Origin of the sequence: Rhodococcus sp. BL-253-APC-6A1W (assembly GCF_012843405.1) — a bacterium.
GTDB lineage: Bacteria > Actinomycetota > Actinomycetes > Mycobacteriales > Mycobacteriaceae > Rhodococcus.
Window position 1 is genome coordinate 121,462 of sequence record NZ_JABAFB010000003.1, and the last position, 15,751, is coordinate 137,212.

At 67.6% G+C, this 15,751-nt stretch carries 12 protein-coding genes; 5 read left to right on the forward strand and 7 right to left on the reverse strand.

Annotated features, from left to right (window positions below; all coding sequences use genetic code 11):
• The first annotated feature begins 87 nt into the window (after positions 1–87).
• On the forward strand, positions 88–1,068 hold the full coding sequence (locus HF877_RS05210) for an iron-siderophore ABC transporter substrate-binding protein (RefSeq protein ID WP_346765065.1): 981 nt from the start codon (positions 88–90) through the stop codon (positions 1,066–1,068).
• A 16-nt stretch (positions 1,069–1,084) separates the two neighbouring features.
• Here HF877_RS05210 and HF877_RS05215 read toward each other — a convergent pair whose 3' ends face one another.
• From HF877_RS05215 to HF877_RS05230, 4 genes are read right to left on the reverse strand one after another with little or no spacing between them, the layout of a single operon-like run.
• A complete protein-coding gene (locus tag HF877_RS05215) occupies positions 1,085–1,843 on the reverse strand; it encodes a succinate dehydrogenase/fumarate reductase iron-sulfur subunit (RefSeq protein WP_169620115.1) in 759 nt (252 codons plus the stop codon).
• 1 nt (position 1,844) lies between these two features.
• Positions 1,845–3,761 carry a fumarate reductase/succinate dehydrogenase flavoprotein subunit gene (locus HF877_RS05220; protein ID WP_169620116.1) on the reverse strand — a complete coding sequence of 639 codons (1,917 nt, stop codon included), beginning with the start codon at positions 3,759–3,761 and terminating at the stop codon, positions 1,845–1,847.
• Positions 3,762–3,818: 57 nt separating this feature from the next.
• The gene (locus tag HF877_RS05225; protein ID WP_169620117.1) at positions 3,819–4,628 is read right to left on the reverse strand and encodes a hypothetical protein; all 810 of its coding nucleotides are present in this window, start codon (positions 4,626–4,628) and stop codon (positions 3,819–3,821) included.
• Positions 4,625–4,912, reverse strand: a complete 288-nt coding sequence (locus HF877_RS05230; protein WP_169620118.1) for a hypothetical protein — start codon at positions 4,910–4,912, stop codon at positions 4,625–4,627. The genes HF877_RS05225 and HF877_RS05230 overlap by 4 nt, the downstream gene beginning before the upstream one ends.
• A 154-nt stretch (positions 4,913–5,066) precedes the next feature.
• On the opposite strand from HF877_RS05230, the gene HF877_RS05235 reads away from it, so the two are divergent.
• Positions 5,067–5,699, forward strand: coding sequence for a methyltransferase domain-containing protein (locus tag HF877_RS05235; RefSeq protein ID WP_169620119.1), 633 nt, complete (start codon positions 5,067–5,069; stop codon positions 5,697–5,699).
• Here the strand turns inward: HF877_RS05235 and bioD are convergent.
• The 3 genes from bioD to HF877_RS05250 form a co-directional block, all read right to left on the reverse strand.
• A complete protein-coding gene (gene bioD, locus HF877_RS05240) occupies positions 5,696–6,373 on the reverse strand; it encodes a dethiobiotin synthase (protein ID WP_169620120.1) in 678 nt (225 codons plus the stop codon). The genes HF877_RS05235 and bioD overlap by 4 nt on opposite strands.
• Positions 6,370–7,509: an 8-amino-7-oxononanoate synthase gene (locus tag HF877_RS05245; RefSeq protein ID WP_169620121.1), complete on the reverse strand. Its 1,140-nt coding sequence runs from the start codon at positions 7,507–7,509 to the stop codon at positions 6,370–6,372. Before HF877_RS05245 ends, bioD begins: the two co-directional genes overlap by 4 nt.
• A gap of 61 nt (positions 7,510–7,570) precedes the next feature.
• A complete protein-coding gene (locus HF877_RS05250; protein ID WP_169620122.1) occupies positions 7,571–8,860 on the reverse strand; it encodes an adenosylmethionine--8-amino-7-oxononanoate transaminase in 1,290 nt (429 codons plus the stop codon).
• A gap of 149 nt (positions 8,861–9,009) precedes the next feature.
• Here HF877_RS05250 and HF877_RS05255 point away from each other — a divergent pair, with 149 nt between their 5' ends.
• From HF877_RS05255 to treY, 3 genes are read left to right on the forward strand one after another with little or no spacing between them, the layout of a single operon-like run.
• Positions 9,010–11,088, forward strand: a complete 2,079-nt coding sequence (locus HF877_RS05255) for an SGNH hydrolase domain-containing protein (protein ID WP_169620123.1) — start codon at positions 9,010–9,012, stop codon at positions 11,086–11,088.
• Between the two features lie 44 nt (positions 11,089–11,132).
• Positions 11,133–13,337: a glycogen debranching protein GlgX gene (glgX, locus tag HF877_RS05260; RefSeq protein ID WP_169620124.1), complete on the forward strand. Its 2,205-nt coding sequence runs from the start codon at positions 11,133–11,135 to the stop codon at positions 13,335–13,337.
• Positions 13,334–15,697 (forward strand): malto-oligosyltrehalose synthase, encoded by a 2,364-nt coding sequence (gene treY, locus HF877_RS05265; RefSeq protein WP_169620125.1) that lies wholly within the window; start codon positions 13,334–13,336, stop codon positions 15,695–15,697. Before glgX ends, treY begins: the two co-directional genes overlap by 4 nt.
• The last annotated feature ends 54 nt before the right edge of the window (positions 15,698–15,751 follow it).

Below are 15,751 nucleotides of genomic sequence, written 5' to 3' on the forward strand. Positions count from 1 at the left end.
CCGCCGAGATACCGTGCCGCCCCCACCGGGGGTTAGGATCACCTAACGCACATACGACGTGCACCGGCAAGTGAAACGAGGACACCTGTGAAACTCCGACTTGTGGCGCTGATGGCGGCCACCACGCTCGCCGTGGGAGCGTGCGGCTCGACCGACAGCGATTCGGCCGACGAGACGAGCAACAACGGATCCGGAGCGTTTCCCGCCACCATCGCCACCATGTTCGGTGATGTGACCGTCGAATCACAGCCCGAGCGCGTCGCCGCCCTCGGATGGGGCGACGCGGAGACGGCACTGGCGCTCGGCGTCCAGCCCGTCGGCGTGAGCGACTGGCTGGCCTTCGGTGGCGACGGAGTCGGCCCGTGGGTCGAGAACGGCTACTCGGAGTCTCCGGAGATCATCGGTACCGTCGACCCGTCCTTCGAGCAGATCGCCGCATTGGCACCCGATCTCATCCTCGACACCGCCAGTTCGGGCGATCAGGGCCGGTACGACACGCTCTCGGCGATCGCCACCACGGTCGGTCCCCCGAAGGGCGCCACGGCATATCTGACGCCGCGCGACGAGCAGATCTCGATGGTGGCCTCCGCGCTCGGCGTCCCCGACAAGGGTGCCGAAGTGGTCGCGGACATCGACGAACAGTTCGCCACCGCGGCGGCGGAGCATCCGGAGTTCGCCGGCAAGACCGTCACCGTCGCCGCCTACACCTCGGACGGATGGGGTGCGTACGTCTCCGGCGACGCGCGCGTGCAGTTCCTGCAGGACCTCGGGTTCGTCAACAACCCGGCCGTGGAGGCCGTGGAGACGGACAGCTTCTTCATCCCGGTCTCGGAGGAGAACCTGGGCATGCTCGACGCCGACCTGCTCGTCGTGCTGCCGATCTTCGTCGAGACCTCCGAGGTCACCGACAACCCCTTGTTCCAGCAGCTTCCTGCCGTGCGGGACGGCCGTTTCCTCGTCCTCGACAGCGGCAGCGACATCGCCAACGCCATCTCGCTGAACTCGGCCCTGTCGATTCCGTTCGCGCTCGAGCAGTTGGTGCCGCTTCTGAGCGAGCGCGTCAGCTGACGACCGCGCGGGTAGGTCAGCGCCGGAACAGCTTGTTGCCCAGCCACACGACCGGGTCGTACCGGCGACCGGCCACCCGTTCCTTCATCGGGATGATGGCGTTGTCGGTGATGTGGATGTATTCGGGGCAGACCTCGGTGCAGCATTTGGTGATGTTGCAGAGGCCGAGTCCGGCTTCGTCCTGAGCGAGGTCGCGCCGGTCCGCGACGTCGAGCGGGTGCATGTCGAGTTCGGCGAGGCGGATGAAGAACCGGGGTCCCGCAAACGCGGGCCGGTTCTCCTCGTGGTCGCGCGTCACGTGACATACGTTCTGACACAAGAAGCATTCGATGCATTTGCGGAATTCCTGCGAGCGTTCCACATCGATCTGCTGCATGCGGTACTCCCCCGGCGCGAGGTCCGGGGGAGGCGCGAACGCCGGAATCTCCCGGGCCTTGGCGTAGTTGCCCGACACGTCGGTGACGAGGTCACGGATGACCGGGAAACCCCGTAAGGGCGTGACGACGATCGGATCGTCCGTCTCGAAGAGCGACATACGGGTCATGCACGTCAGACGCGGGCGTCCGTTGATCTCCGCCGAGCACGAACCGCATTTGCCGGCTTTGCAGTTCCATCGCACCGCGAGGTCCGGCACTTGGGTAGCCTGGAGTCGGTGGAGGATGTCGAGGACCACCTCACCCTCGTTGACCCGCACCGAATACTCCTGCAGTTCCCCGCCGTCGCGGTCCCCGCGCCAGATCCTGAACTCGGCGGTGTAGCCCTCACTGTCGGCCATCTCAGTGCCTCCGTCCGGGGTGACCGGCGAGTTCCTCGTCGGTGTAGTACTTGGCGAGTTCCTCGATATCGAAGAGTTCGAGCAGTTCCGGATCCATCGGGGTCTGCTCTTCCCGTTCGACGGACACCTGCGGGATGATGCGGTCCTCTCCGGACTTGCGGCACACCAGCAGTGTCCGCCGCCAGTTCGCGTCCATCGAGGGATGGTCGTCGCGCGTGTGACCGCCGCGACTCTCGGTGCGCAGCAACGCCGCCCGCGCCACGCACTCACACACGAGCAGCATGTTCCGCAGATCCAGCGCGAGGTGCCAGCCCGGGTTGTACTGCCGGTTCCCCTCCACCGCAATGTTGGGGATCCGCGCGCGCAGGTCGTCGAGTTCCGCGAGCGCGCGTTCCACCTCGTCGGCTGTGCGGATGATGCCCACGAGGTCGTGCATCACGCCCTGTAGCCGCTGGTGCAGCGTGTACGGGTTCTCCACCTCGTCGTGGTCGGCGGGATCGAACGGTGAGAGCACTGTGCGGGCCGCCTCTTCCACCGCTTCGTCGGCTACTTCGGGCCGGGTGGTGAGACCGTGCACGTAGTCGGCGGCACCGAGCCCTGCACGACGGCCGAATACCAGCAGATCCGACAGCGAGTTACCGCCGAGACGATTGGATCCGTGCATCCCTCCCGAGCACTCCCCTGCCGCGAACAGGCCCGGTACCGACGCCGCGCCGGTGTCGGGATCGACCTCGATGCCGCCCATCACGTAGTGGCATGTCGGGCCGACCTCCATCGCCTCCCGGGTGATGTCGACGTCCGCGAGTTCGAGGAACTGGTGATGCATGGACGGCAATCGCCGGATGATCTCCGCGCTGGGCATCCGCGACGCGATATCGAGGAATACGCCGCCGTGCGGGGTGGCGCGACCCGCTTTGACCTCGGAGTTGATGGCCCGTGCCACTTCGTCGCGCGGCAACAGGTCAGGCGTGCGGAGATTGTTCTCCTGATCCTCGTACCAGCGGTCCGCCTCCTCGGGAGTCTCCGCGTACTGCCCTTTGAACACCGGCGGGACGTAGGAGAACATGAACCGCTCCCCTTCGGAGTTCTTCAGGACACCGCCGTCACCGCGGACCCCTTCGGTGACGAGGATGCCCTTCACGCTCGGCGGCCAGATCATGCCCGTGGGGTGGAACTGGACGAATTCCATGTTGATCAGTGAGGCACCGGCACGCAGCGCGAGGGCGTGCCCGTCCCCGGTGTACTCCCACGAGTTGGAGGTCACCTTCCAGGATTTGCCGATTCCCCCGGTCGCGATGACGACGGCCGGCGCCGTGAACTGGACGAACCTGCCCGATTCCCGCCAGTATCCGAAGGCGCCCGCGACGCGGCCCTGCCCGTCGAGAAGGAGTTCGGTGATGGTGCATTCGGAGAACACCCTCACCTTCGCCTCGTAGTCGCCGGTCGCGGCGAAGTCCTCCTGTTGCAGCGAGACGATCTTCTGCTGCATCGTGCGGATCAGTTCGAGGCCGGTCCGGTCGCCGACGTGGGCGAGTCGCGGATAGGTGTGCCCGCCGAAGTTGCGCTGGCTGATCCGTCCGTCCGGGGTGCGGTCGAACAGCGCCCCGTAGGTTTCGAGTTCCCAGACCCGGTCCGGCGCCTCACGGGCGTGCAGTTCTGCCATGCGCCAGTTGTTGAGGAACTTTCCGCCGCGCATCGTGTCCTTGAAGTGGACCTGCCAGGAGTCGCGCGAGTTGGCGTTGCCCATCGCGGCGGCGCACCCGCCTTCCGCCATCACGGTGTGGGCCTTGCCGAAGAGCGACTTGCAGACGACCGCGACCCTCAGTCCGCGTTGCCGAGCCTCGATGACCGCCCGCAGTCCGGCTCCCCCCGCTCCGATCACGACCACGTCGTAGTCGTGCCGCTCGACTTCCCCCATGTGTAGTGCCTTTCCGTATCGCGTCGTGCCTCGTGTGGTGCCGGTCGTACCGGTCTGTCAGCCGATGAATCGGAGGTCGGAGATGGTGCCGCTCGCGACGAGCATGATGTAGAAGTCGGTGAGGACCAGCGTGCCCAGAGTGATCCACGCGAACTGCATGTGCCGCGCATTGATCTTCGAGACGAACGTCCAGATCTTGTAGCGCACAGGGTGTTTCGAAAAATGCTTGAGCCTGCCACCGGTGACGTGCCGGCAGGAGTGACAAGAGAGCGTGTACCCCCACAACAAGATCACGTTCACGACCAGGATCACGTTCCCGAGTCCGAACCCGAAGCCGCTCGGACTGTGGAACGCGAGTATCGCGTCGTACGTGTTGACCAGCGAGATGACGAACCCGATGTAGAAGAAGTAGCGGTGCGAGTTCTGCACGATGAGGGGGAATCGGGTTTCGCCGGTATACGTCCGGTGCGGTTCCGCAACACCGCAGGCCGGTGGCGACAACCAGAACGACCGGTAGTACGCCTTGCGGTAGTAGTAGCAGGTGAGCCGGAACAGCAGCAGGAACGGCAGCGAGACGAACGCCAGCGGAATCCACCGCGGGAGTTCGCCGACCCACACGCCGAAGTGCGACGAACCCGGCAAACACGAGGCGCTGACACACGGTGAATAGAACGGCGTGAGGTAGTGGTACTCGTCGACCCAGTAGGCAGAGCGCGTGAACGACCGCACGGTGGCGTAGACGATGAACGCGGCCAGACCGAGAACGGTCAGCGCAGGTGTCTGCCACCACCGATCGGTCCGTAATGTGCGCGCGGCGATGCGCGCCCGGGCCGCACTTCGGACCCCGGCGCCGGCAGGGGCGCTCACCGCTCCCCGTGCAATCCGCCGAGTCCTTCGTCGTCGGCGTCGACTCCGCGGAACAACGACTCGTCGTAGGGCGAATCCGGAATCGGGATGCGGTCCTCGGATGCCGCCCACAGCGAACGCGGCGGTGTCTCCTGGAAGTCACGCGCGTCGATGTCGAGCCGGTCGAGGTCGTTGGTGAGCCTGCGGACCGGCGCGGCGTCGCCGTAGCGCGACCGTAGCGACCCGACGCATCGGCGTAGCTGGCCGATCGCGTTCTGCAGCTCGTGCATATCGGTGGTGGACATCCGTACCTCCGAGGAAAACGGTCGGCACGCCGACGCCCGCCGACTCCATGTGATTGCATTCACACTACGACAGGTGTGCGTACTCCCGAGCCGTTTCCGGTTTGCGAAGAGCGGTTGCCTTCCCTCGCACACCGGCACCCGGAACGGAGGGCTCGTGGCGCAGCCGGACAACGCACGAATTGCGCAGGTCTTCGACGCCATGGCCGATCGATACGACTCGCAGATCGGTGTCGTCGAGCGACGCCTGCTCGGCCGTCCCCGGCAATGGGCGGTCGAGCAGGCCCGTGGCCGAGTGCTCGACATCGCCGTCGGTACGGGGCTCAATCTGCCCCTGTACGGGCCGGATGTCACCGAAGTCCTCGGGGTGGACCTCTCCGAGGGCATGTTGCGGCTGGCGCGGCGGCGCATCGAGGAATACGGGCTCGACCACTGCGCCGTGGTCCGCGGCGACGTGCAGTCGCTCTCCGTCCCGGACACATCGGTCGACACCGTGCTGTCGACGCTCACGTTCTGCACCATCCCCGATCCGGAGTCGGCCGCGCGTGAAGCGATGCGTGTACTCGTGCCCGGCGGCAAGGTCGTGCTCGCCGAGCACGGCCCTTCCACCAGCAGAGCGGTGACAGCGGCGATGCGCGTGCTCGAACCTGTGTCGATTCGGTTCGGAGCAGATCACCTCACCCGCGACCCCGTCGTCTACCTGCAACGGGCCGGATTCGTGATCGACGAGGTGCGACGCACCGGGTTCGCGGGAGTCGGTATCCGGGTGGTGGCGCACTCGCCGTCCTAGACCGGAACGTCACGCAACCAGCGGGGCGCAGCGCGCGCGAACTCCGCGGACGTGAGGGCGGCCGCCCCTTCGGGTACGGAACCGAGCAATGGCACACCCGTGACCGCGGGCAGGTCACCGACGTTGCAGCGCTCCGCCAGATCCGGTGTGGCAGGACTGCTGCCGATGACGAGTCCGCGGCATTCCACGGCGGCCGCGCGCAGCGCCCCGACGGTCAGCGCGCTGTGATTGAGGGTTCCGAGGCCCGCGGCCACGACCACCACCGTCGGTGCGCCGAGCGCCCCGGCGAGATCGACGAGTGTGAACCCGGCGGCACCGAGACGGACCAGCACGCCGCCGGCGCCTTCGACGAGGACGAGGTCGGCGGTGTCCTCGAGCGCACGCACCGCGTCGACGGTTCGGTCGAGATCGAGCAACGGCCGTCCCGAGCGCCGGGCTGCGGTGTCGGGCGCGAGTGGGTCGGGGTATCGGGCGAGTTCGACGGTCTCGATATCGGTTCCGGTGAGCCGGACGATCTCGGCGAGGTCGCCGGGTTCGCCGTCGCCGACCCCGGTCTGCGCCGGCTTGCACACCGCGACCCGCAGTCCCCGGCTCGTGGCGAGTGACGCGAGCGCGGCGGTCACGACGGTTTTTCCGACTCCGGTGGATGTGCCGGTGATACACAGCGTGGTCACGTGCGGGCCTCGGCCACTACCTCGGCGAGTACCGAGTCCACCAGGGCGCGTTCGTGCTCGGAGAGATTCGCCCGTGCGGTCAGGCGCAGGCGGGAGGTTCCCTCGGGCACCGAGGGCGGGCGGAAACAGCCCACATGCACGCCGCGCTCGCGGCATCGCCGGGCCGCACGTGCCGCGACGTGCGGGTCGCCGAGGATCACCGACACCACCGCGGAGGGCGGCGGCAGTACACCCGTCACCCGGGCGAGATGCGCCGCCTGCTCGAGGACCGCGCCGGCGAGTCCGGGCTCGGCGCGCAGCACCTTCAGGGCTCCGCGCGCGGCACCGACCGCGGCGGGAGCGAGTCCGGTGTCGAAGATGAACGTGCGGGCGGTGTCGATCAGGTGTTCACGCACCCGGGCGTCCGCGAGAACCACACCCCCTTGGGAGGCCAGCGATTTCGACAGGGTGGCGGTGACGATCACGTCCGGCTGCCCGGCCAGACCCGTCTCGTGGACGAGCCCGCGGCCGCCCGCTCCCCGGACCCCGATCCCGTGAGCTTCGTCGACGAGGAGGAGTGCGCCGTGGGTGCGGCACGCATCGTGCAGGTCGCGCAGCGGGGCAAGGTCGCCGTCGGTACTGAATACCGAATCGGTGAGGACGAGCGCCCTCGGTTCGGTGCGCGCGGCGAGGGCGGCGGCGACCGCCCGGACGTCACCGTGCGGGGTGACGACGATCCTCGACCGGGACAACCTGCACGCGTCGACGAGCGATGCGTGGCATCCCGCGTCGGAGACGACGACGGTGTCCCTGCCCGCCAGCGCGGTGACAGCGCCGAGATTGGCGGCGTATCCGCTCGAGAACACCAATCCGGTTTCTGCGCCGGTGAACTCGGCGAGTTCGCGTTCGAGCAACTCGTGTTCGGCGGTGGTGCCCGTAACCAGTCGCGATCCGGTGGCACCGCCGCCCCAGCGGCGTAGCGCGGCCGTCGCCGCGGCCAGCACCTCCGGATGGCGGACGAGCCCGAGGTAGTCGTTGGATGCGAGATCGACGATCGGTGCGGCGACGGTGCGGGGAACGAGTTCTCGGTGCAGACCGGCGACCCGTCGCCGTTCCGCGGCGTGGTCGAGCCAGGCGAGACCGGCGGAGGTGGACATGGCGCTACCGTACTTGAACAGTGTTCAAGTACGGAAGCCCCGGGTGTTCAGCCCCGGGTGTTCAGCCCCGCACCGTGGCAGCCGCAGCGACCACACCCGCGGTGATCGCGGCGACATCCTCCGGCGTGCACACGTACGGCGGCATCGTGTAGACGAGATTCCGGAACGGCCGCAGCCAGACGCCCGCCTCCACCGCCGCCGCGGTCGCCGCCCGCATGTCGACCGGTTCCCGGGTTTCGACCACCCCGATTCCGCCGAGCACCCGCACGTCGGTCACTCCCGGAAGATCGCGCGCCGTCGCCAGCCCGGACACGAGCCCGGCAGTGAGATCGGCCACCTCGGCCCGCCAGTCCCGCGACAACAGAAGCTCGGTCGACGCGACCGCGACGGCGCACGCGAGTGGATTCGCCATGAAGGTGGGCCCGTGCATGACACCGCCGCCCTCCCCGGCACTGATCGTTTCTGCGACGTGCGTCGTGCAAAGCACTGCCGCCAGGGTCAGGTAGCCGCCCGTCAGCGCCTTCCCCACACACATCAGGTCGGGCGCGACGCCGGCGTGGTCGGCGGCGAACATCTCCCCGGTCCGCCCGAACCCGGTCGCGATCTCGTCGAAGATCAGTACCAATCCGTGTTCGTCGCACATGCGCCGCAACTCGCGCAGGTACGCCGGGTCGTGGAAGCGCATACCTCCCGCCCCCTGCACGACAGGTTCGACGATCACCCCGGCGAGTTCGTGCGCGTGCTCGGTCAGGACCGACTCGAAGGCAGCGACGTAACCGGGATCGAACGCGCGGGGAGGCGCCGGCGCGAAAACCTGCCTGGCCAGCACGTCCGTCCACATCGCGTGCATGCCGCCCTCCGGGTCGCACACGCTCATGGGGGCGAGCGTGTCCCCGTGGTACCCACCCCGCCACGTGAGGAGGCGATGTCGCTCGGGACGGCCGACAGCCCGCTGATACTGCAACGCGATCTTCACGGCCACCTCGACCGACACCGATCCGGAGTCGGCGAGAAACACTTTGTCCAGGCCCTCCGGCGAGATGTCGACGAGCAACTCCGCGAGCCTCGCCGCCGGAGCGTGGGTGAGTCCGCCGAACATGACGTGACTCATCTTCGCGAGCTGATCGGTCACCGCGGCGTCGAGCACCGGATGCCGGTAACCGTGCACCGCCGCCCACCACGAACTCATGCCGTCGACAAGCTCGCGTCCGTCCGCGAGCACCAGCCTCGTACCGGCCGCACGGTCCACCACCAGGGGTTCCGTGGAGGCCGGAAACGCGCCGTACGGGTGCCACAGATGATCGGCGTCGAGCGTGCGGATCCGGTCGGCGGACATGCGGGGAGAAACCACGGCACGACTGTAGGCGGTTGGAATCGGCGGGTGCATTGGACGTAGTCTGCCCAAGTTCCTGGGTACCAAGGTCACAGGAAAACTGCTCGCGTGTTCCACGGCGTCCCGCCCGAGGCACCGCCGAGTCCACGACGCTGAGGAGTACACGTATGCCAGTCCGCACCTCGGACCGGGCCCCGGAGGCCACTGCGGCACCGGGCACCCGTCTCGGGTATCGCGCCGATCTCGACGGCGTGCGGGGCCTTGCGATCGCCCTCGTCGTGGTCTTCCACGTCTGGTTCGGACGCGTGTCGGGCGGTGTCGACGTCTTCCTCGCGCTCTCCGGTTTCTTCTTCGTCGGCACCCTGCTCCGGGTTGCCGAGTCGCACGCCCCGCTGGACCCGCGACCGGTGTTGCGGCGGGTGGGCAGGCGACTGCTCCCGCCGCTGGTGCTCGTGCTGCTGGGGACGACCGTCGCGGCTGTGGCGCTGCTGCCGTATACGCAGTGGTTCCGCGTCGCCGAGCAGACCGGTGCGTCGCTGCTGTTCATGCAGAACTGGCATCTCGCGCGCACAGCGAGTGATTACCTGGCGGCCGACCCGATGGTCAGCCCGCTGCAGCACCTGTGGTCGATCTCGGTCCAGGGCCAGTTCTACATCGGCGCACTGATCGTGGTGTTCGGCGCGACGTGGTTCCTGCGACGCAGATCGATACCCGCCCGCGCTCCCCTCACGGTGCTGCTCACCATCCTCACCGTCGCCTCCCTCACATACGCCGTCCTGGCCGACGTGCCCCAGTCGTGGCTCTACTACGACAGCGCCGCCCGGATGTGGGAACTCACACTCGGCGGAGTGCTCGCCTGTGTGGCCCCGTGGCTGCGGGTCCCCCGTCCGGCGCGGATCGTCCTGGGCGTCGTGGGTCTGGCGGTGCTGTGTGCCTGTGGTGTCGTCCTCGACGGCAACAGTCTCTTCCCGGGACCGTGGGCGCTCGTGCCGGTCGGCGCGGCCATGGCGCTGGTCGTGGCCGGTAACACCCGGGCCGGGGACAGCGTTGCCGACACACCGACCGCGCGGGTGCTGTCGAGCGTCCCGCTGGTACGGCTCGGAGCCGTCGCCTACGCCCTCTATCTATGGCACTGGCCGGTACTCATCGGCTACCTGGTGCTCCGGGACAGGCCCTCGGTCGGGTTGCTCGGCGGCCTCGGCGTGATCGCCGTGTCTCTCGCGCTCGCGGAGGCCACCACGCGATGGCTGGAGAACCCGATCCGCCGGTCCGAGTCCGGCCGCACCCGCAAGGTTCTCGTGGCGTCCGTCACAGTGGCCGGTGTCGCACTCGTGGCCGCGACCGCAAGCTGGACAACCCACGTTGCCCGTCAGGACGATGTCCTCGAGCGCGTGGTGGCACTGTCACCCGACCTGTATCCCGGTGCTGCTGCGCTGAAGGGCTTCGTCGACGTCGAGCCGCAGCCCGTCCAGCCCCCGCTGCTCGTCGCACACCGGGATCTGCCGCCGGCGACGCTCGACCACTGCATCGCCCAGCACACCAACCGCGAACCGCTGACGTGCACCTACGGCGACCCGTTGTCGACCCGGAGAATGGTGCTCGCCGGAGGCTCCCACTCCGAGCACTGGCTCGCGGCACTCGACACCCTCGGCAAGAAACACGGCTTCCGGCTCGACACCTATCTCAAGGTGGGGTGCCCGCTCTCGGACCCGCTCGCGGAGCTCACGGAGGAATCTCCGACGGTGGAGTGCGACACATGGTCGGTGAAGGTGCTGGCAGAACTCCAGGCCGATCCTCCCGACTACCTGTTCACCACCTCGACGCGGACGAAGGACGAAGGCGAGGGGCCCGGCGATTTCACCCCGTTCTGGTACGTCGACCTGTGGCGCACACTCGACGAGTACGGCATCCCCGTCGTCGCGATCCGCGACAACCCGTGGTTGTTCCACGACGACATGAGCTACCGGGCTGCCGATTGCCTTGCAGGTGGCGGTAACTCCGACTCGTGTGCGGTGGCGCGCGCCGACGCCCTCGACCCGGTCGACCCGGCGATCGAGGCCTCGGCCTTCTCCCCCAACGTGAGCTTGATCGACCTGTCGGATTCCCTGTGCCGGCCCGAGGTCTGCCGCGTCGTCGAGGGCAATGTGCTGATCTACCGTGACGAGAACCACCTCACGACGACGTACGTGCGCACGATGACACCCGATCTCGAGGCGCAACTGGGTCCCGCTACCGGCTGGTGGTGAACGCCCGGCGAGTTCATGCGCCCGGGTGCGGCTACTGTGCAGTCATGCAGCCCAGCCCCACGGATACCAGCGAAGAAACACCGGAGCCGATCCCTGTGTGGCCCGGTAGTGCCTACCCCCTCGGTGCGACGTACGACGGCGCCGGAACGAACTTCGCACTGTTCTCCGAAATCGCCGAAAAAGTCGAACTGTGCCTGATCTCGCGTGAGGGCACCGAGACCCGCATTCCGCTCGAAGAGGTCGACGGCTACGTGTGGCACGCATATCTGCCCACGGTCTCGCCGGGCCAGCGGTACGGATACCGGGTCCACGGCCCCTACGACCCCGAGAACGGCCACCGGTGCGATCCGAGCAAGCTGCTGCTCGACCCGTACGGCAAGGCCTTCGACGGTGACTTCGACGGGGACGCGTCGTTGTTCTCGTACGCGCTGCCCTCGGACACGGACGCAGAGTCCGACAGCGACGAGAGCGCGGAATCGGGCGCGCCGGACGCCGACTTCCCCCAGCTCGACTCCCTCGGCCACACCATGACGACGGTGGTGATCAACCCGTTCTTCGACTGGGCGAACGACCGGCATCCCCGGCGCCCCTACAACGAGACGGTGATCTACGAGGCACACGTCAAGGGGATGACGGCCACGCATCCCGACGTCCCCGAATACCTGCGCGGCACCTACGCGGGTCTCGCCCATCCCGCCGTCATCGACCACCTGCTCGACCTCGGGGTCACCGCGATCGAACTGATGCCCGTGCACCAGTTCATGCACGACCAGGTGCTCCTGGACCAGGGTCTGCGCAACTACTGGGGCTACAACACCTTCGGGTTCTTCGCCCCGCACACGGAGTACTCGTCGTCGTCGAAGCCGAGCGAGGCGGTTGCCGAGTTCAAGGCTATGGTCCGCGCGTTCCACGAAGCGGGAATCGAGGTGATCCTCGATGTCGTGTACAACCACACCGCCGAGGGCAACCACCTCGGGCCGACCATCAGCTTCCGGGGAATCGACAATGCCGCGTACTACCGTCTCGTGGACGACGACAAGACCCATTACATGGACTACACCGGGACCGGCAACAGCCTCAACGCCCGGCATCCCCACACTCTCCAGCTGATCATGGATTCGTTGCGGTACTGGGTCACGGAGATGCACGTCGACGGTTTCCGGTTCGACCTCGCATCCACGCTCGCCCGCGAACTGCACGATGTGGACCGGCTGTCGGCGTTCTTCGATCTGGTACAACAGGATCCGGTGGTCTCGCAGGTAAAGCTCATCGCCGAGCCGTGGGACATCGGCGAAGGCGGTTACCAGGTGGGCAACTTCCCCAGCCTGTGGACCGAGTGGAACGGCAAGTACCGCGACACGGTGCGCGATTACTGGCGCAGCGAGCCGTCGACCCTCGGGGAATTCGCCTCCCGCCTGACCGGCTCGTCCGACCTGTACGAGGACACCGGCCGGCGTCCCGGCGCGTCCATCAACTTCGTGACCGCGCACGACGGCTTCACACTCGCGGATCTGGTGTCCTACAACGACAAGCACAACGACGCCAACGGTGAGGACAACCGGGACGGCGAGTCGCACAATCGGTCGTGGAACTGCGGCGTCGAAGGTCCGACCGACGATCCCGAGGTCCTGACTCTGCGGGCGCGACAGCAGCGCAACATCCTCGCCACGCTGGTGCTGTCGCAGGGCACCCCGATGCTCGCGCACGGCGACGAGATGGGGCGCAGCCAGCGCGGCAACAACAACGTGTACTGCCAGGACAACGAATTGTCGTGGATGGATTGGTCTCTCGCCGAGGCCAATGCCGATCTGGTGGCGTTCACCCGCAATGTCATCGCGCTGCGAACCGAGCATCCGGTGTTCCGGCGTCGTCGCTTCTTCGAGGGCCGGCCGATCCGCAGCGGCGACCAGTCCCGCGACATCGCGTGGCTCACTCCCTCCGGGGAAGAGATGACCCCAGAGCACTGGGACAGCGGTTTCGGCAAGTCGCTCGCGGTGTTCCTCAACGGAGAGGGCATCCCCGAACCGGACCAGCGCGGGCAACGCGTCGTCGACACTTCGTTCCTGTTGTGCTTCAACGCCCACCACGAACCGATCGAGTTCGTGACTCCCGACGGCGCGCACGCGGACGAATGGTCCGTGGCAATCGATACCGATGTCGCGGACGGCGTGCGGGAGTTCAGCGTCACCGCAGGAAAGCCGATCCTGGTCGAAGCACGTTCGATGGTGGTGCTGCGGAGGACCGCATGACCTCACTCCCGTTGCTGTCCACCTACCGGCTGCAGATGCGAGGTGACGCGTTCACCTTCGCCGACGCCGTCTCCATCGTCGACTATCTCGACGGCCTCGGGATCTCGCACGTGTACCTGTCTCCCCTGCTCACCGCCACCACCGGATCGAATCACGGATACGACGTCGTCGATCCGTCCACAGTGTCGCCGGCACTCGGGGGGCGTGCGGGTTTCGAACACCTCGTACGAGAGGTGCGCTCGCGCGGAATGGGCGTGATCGTCGACATCGTCCCCAACCATGTGGGCGTGGGCGACCCACGCCAGAACGCCTGGTGGTGGGACGTGCTGCGGCGCGGCCGCGACTCGGCGTACGCGTCGTTCTTCGACATCGACTGGTCGGAGGACAACGGTGCCGACGGCCGGATCGCCCTTCCGGTGCTGGGTTCCGCCGACGCGGTGCAGGAACTGACGGTGGATCGCACGGGTGACGAACCCGTGCTCGCCTACTACGACAAGCGATTCCCGATCGCACCGGGAACCGACGACGGAACCCCGGCCGAAATCCACGCACGCCAGGCGTACCGGCTGGCGCCCTGGGATTCGGGGTTGATCGGATACCGGCGCTTTTTCACCGTGGACGATCTGGCCGCAGTGCGGGTCGAGGACCCGCGGGTGTTCGACGCGGTGCACGCCCAGGTCGCGTCGTGGATCGACGACGACCTCGTCGACGGCCTGCGGGTCGACCATCCCGACGGTCTCGCCGATCCGTCGGCGTACCTCGAGCGCCTGCGCTCCTTGATCGGACCGCAGCGCTGGCTGGTGATCGAAAAGATCCTCGCCGAGGGTGAGCCCCTCGACATGACGTTGCCGGTCGACGGCACCACGGGGTACGACGCACTCGACGAACTCGCCGCGGTGTTCGTCGACCCCCGCGGCGACAAGGCGCTCACCGCGGTGTCCCGGACCTACACCGGCTCCGACGGGGACGCCGCGTGGTTGCATTCCCAGGAACGCGACCTCAAGTGCTCGGTGCTGCGGTCCGGACTTGCTCCGGAGGTGGCCCGGCTCGTCCGCGCGATCCGGAAGGACACCGCCGGATACGGCGCGGCCGGCTCCGCACAGGAACTCTCGGACGCAGTCCTGCGCGATGCGGTGACCACGGTCGCGGCGCGGGTGCCCGTCTACCGCGCCGACTATGCTCCGCTCGCCACGATGCTCCCCCGCATCGTCGGCGAGGTCGCCCGGGAGAAGCCGGACCTCGAGCCCGCCCTCCGGATGCTCACAACGGCGCTCGCGACCGGAGGCGAAGCAGCCGCACGCTTCGGCCAGGTCTGTGGCGCGGCAACCGCGAAAGCGGTGGAGGACTGCCTGTTCTACCGGGCTGCCCGGCTCGTGTCCCTGCAGGAAGTCGGCGGGCAGCCGGGCCGCTTCTCCCTCGGCGCAGCCGAATTCCACCTTTCCTGGACCCAACGTGCACGTCGTCTTCCCCGCGCGATGACGACGTTGTCGACACATGACACCAAACGCAGCGAGGACGTGCGCGCTCGTATCGGAGTGCTGTCCCAGGTCTCCGACCTGTGGTCACAGCGGCTCGGCGAATGGAATGCGATCGCGCCGCCGCCCGACGCCGCCATCGGGCTGTTCCTCTGGCAGACACTGTTCGGGGTGTGGCCGGCCGACGGTGTTGTCACCGGGGAACTGCGCGAGCGGCTCCACAATTACGCCACGAAAGCGCTGCGCGAGAACGGCACCCGCTCCACGTGGACAGAGGTCGACGCGGAGTTCGAGGGCGCCGTCACGGACTGGCTCGATGCCGTGTGCGGCGGACCCGTCGGTGTGGCTCTCACCGGACTGGTCGCCGAACTCGAGCAGCATGTCGCCGCGGCATCCCTCGGGCAGAAGCTCCTGCAGCTTCTCGGGCCGGGCGTTCCCGATGTCTACCAGGGGACGGAACTGTGGGACGACTCCCTCGTCGACCCAGACAACCGGCGTCCGGTCGATTTCGCGATCCGCAAGGGCTTGCTCGGCGAATCCGGTTCGGTGCCCGCGAAGTTCACGGTCGTGAAGAGTGCGCTGCGGCTGCGCCGGGAGAAGTCGGAGAGTTTCGTGGACGGCGCGTACGTCCCGTTGTTCGCGGCGGGGCCCGGAGCCGAGCACGTCCTGGCATTCGGCCGTGGCCCGACGGCCGACGACGTCGATGTGCTCGCCTTGTCGATGCGGCATACCGCGGCTCTCGCTGCGACGGGCTGGGGCGACACGGTGTTCCACCTCCCGCCCGGATCCTGGACAGATGCGCTCTCGGGACGGCAATTCTCCGGAACCGTCCGGCCCGCAAATCTTTTCGCAGCGCTGCCGGTGGCGGCGCTGGTGCGCGACTGAGATGATGTCTGTTGACCTTGGTGGTTAAATGCCCGCACAGCGGGCAAAAACTAA

Bases quoted from the DNA above. Each gene is read 5' to 3' on its own strand.
- HF877_RS05215 (WP_169620115.1), bottom strand. From the start codon at position 1,843: ATGGCCGACAGTGAGGGCTACACCGCCGAGTTCAGGATCTGGCGCGGG.
- HF877_RS05220 (WP_169620116.1), bottom strand. From the start codon at position 3,761: ATGGGGGAAGTCGAGCGGCACGACTACGACGTGGTCGTGATCGGAGCG.
- HF877_RS05230 (WP_169620118.1), bottom strand. From the start codon at position 4,912: ATGTCCACCACCGATATGCACGAGCTGCAGAACGCGATCGGCCAGCTA.
- HF877_RS05245 (WP_169620121.1), bottom strand. From the start codon at position 7,509: ATGTCCACCTCCGCCGGTCTCGCCTGGCTCGACCACGCCGCGGAACGG.
- HF877_RS05255 (WP_169620123.1), top strand. From the start codon at position 9,010: ATGCCAGTCCGCACCTCGGACCGGGCCCCGGAGGCCACTGCGGCACCG.
- glgX (WP_169620124.1), top strand. From the start codon at position 11,133: ATGCAGCCCAGCCCCACGGATACCAGCGAAGAAACACCGGAGCCGATC.
- treY (WP_169620125.1), top strand. From the start codon at position 13,334: ATGACCTCACTCCCGTTGCTGTCCACCTACCGGCTGCAGATGCGAGGT.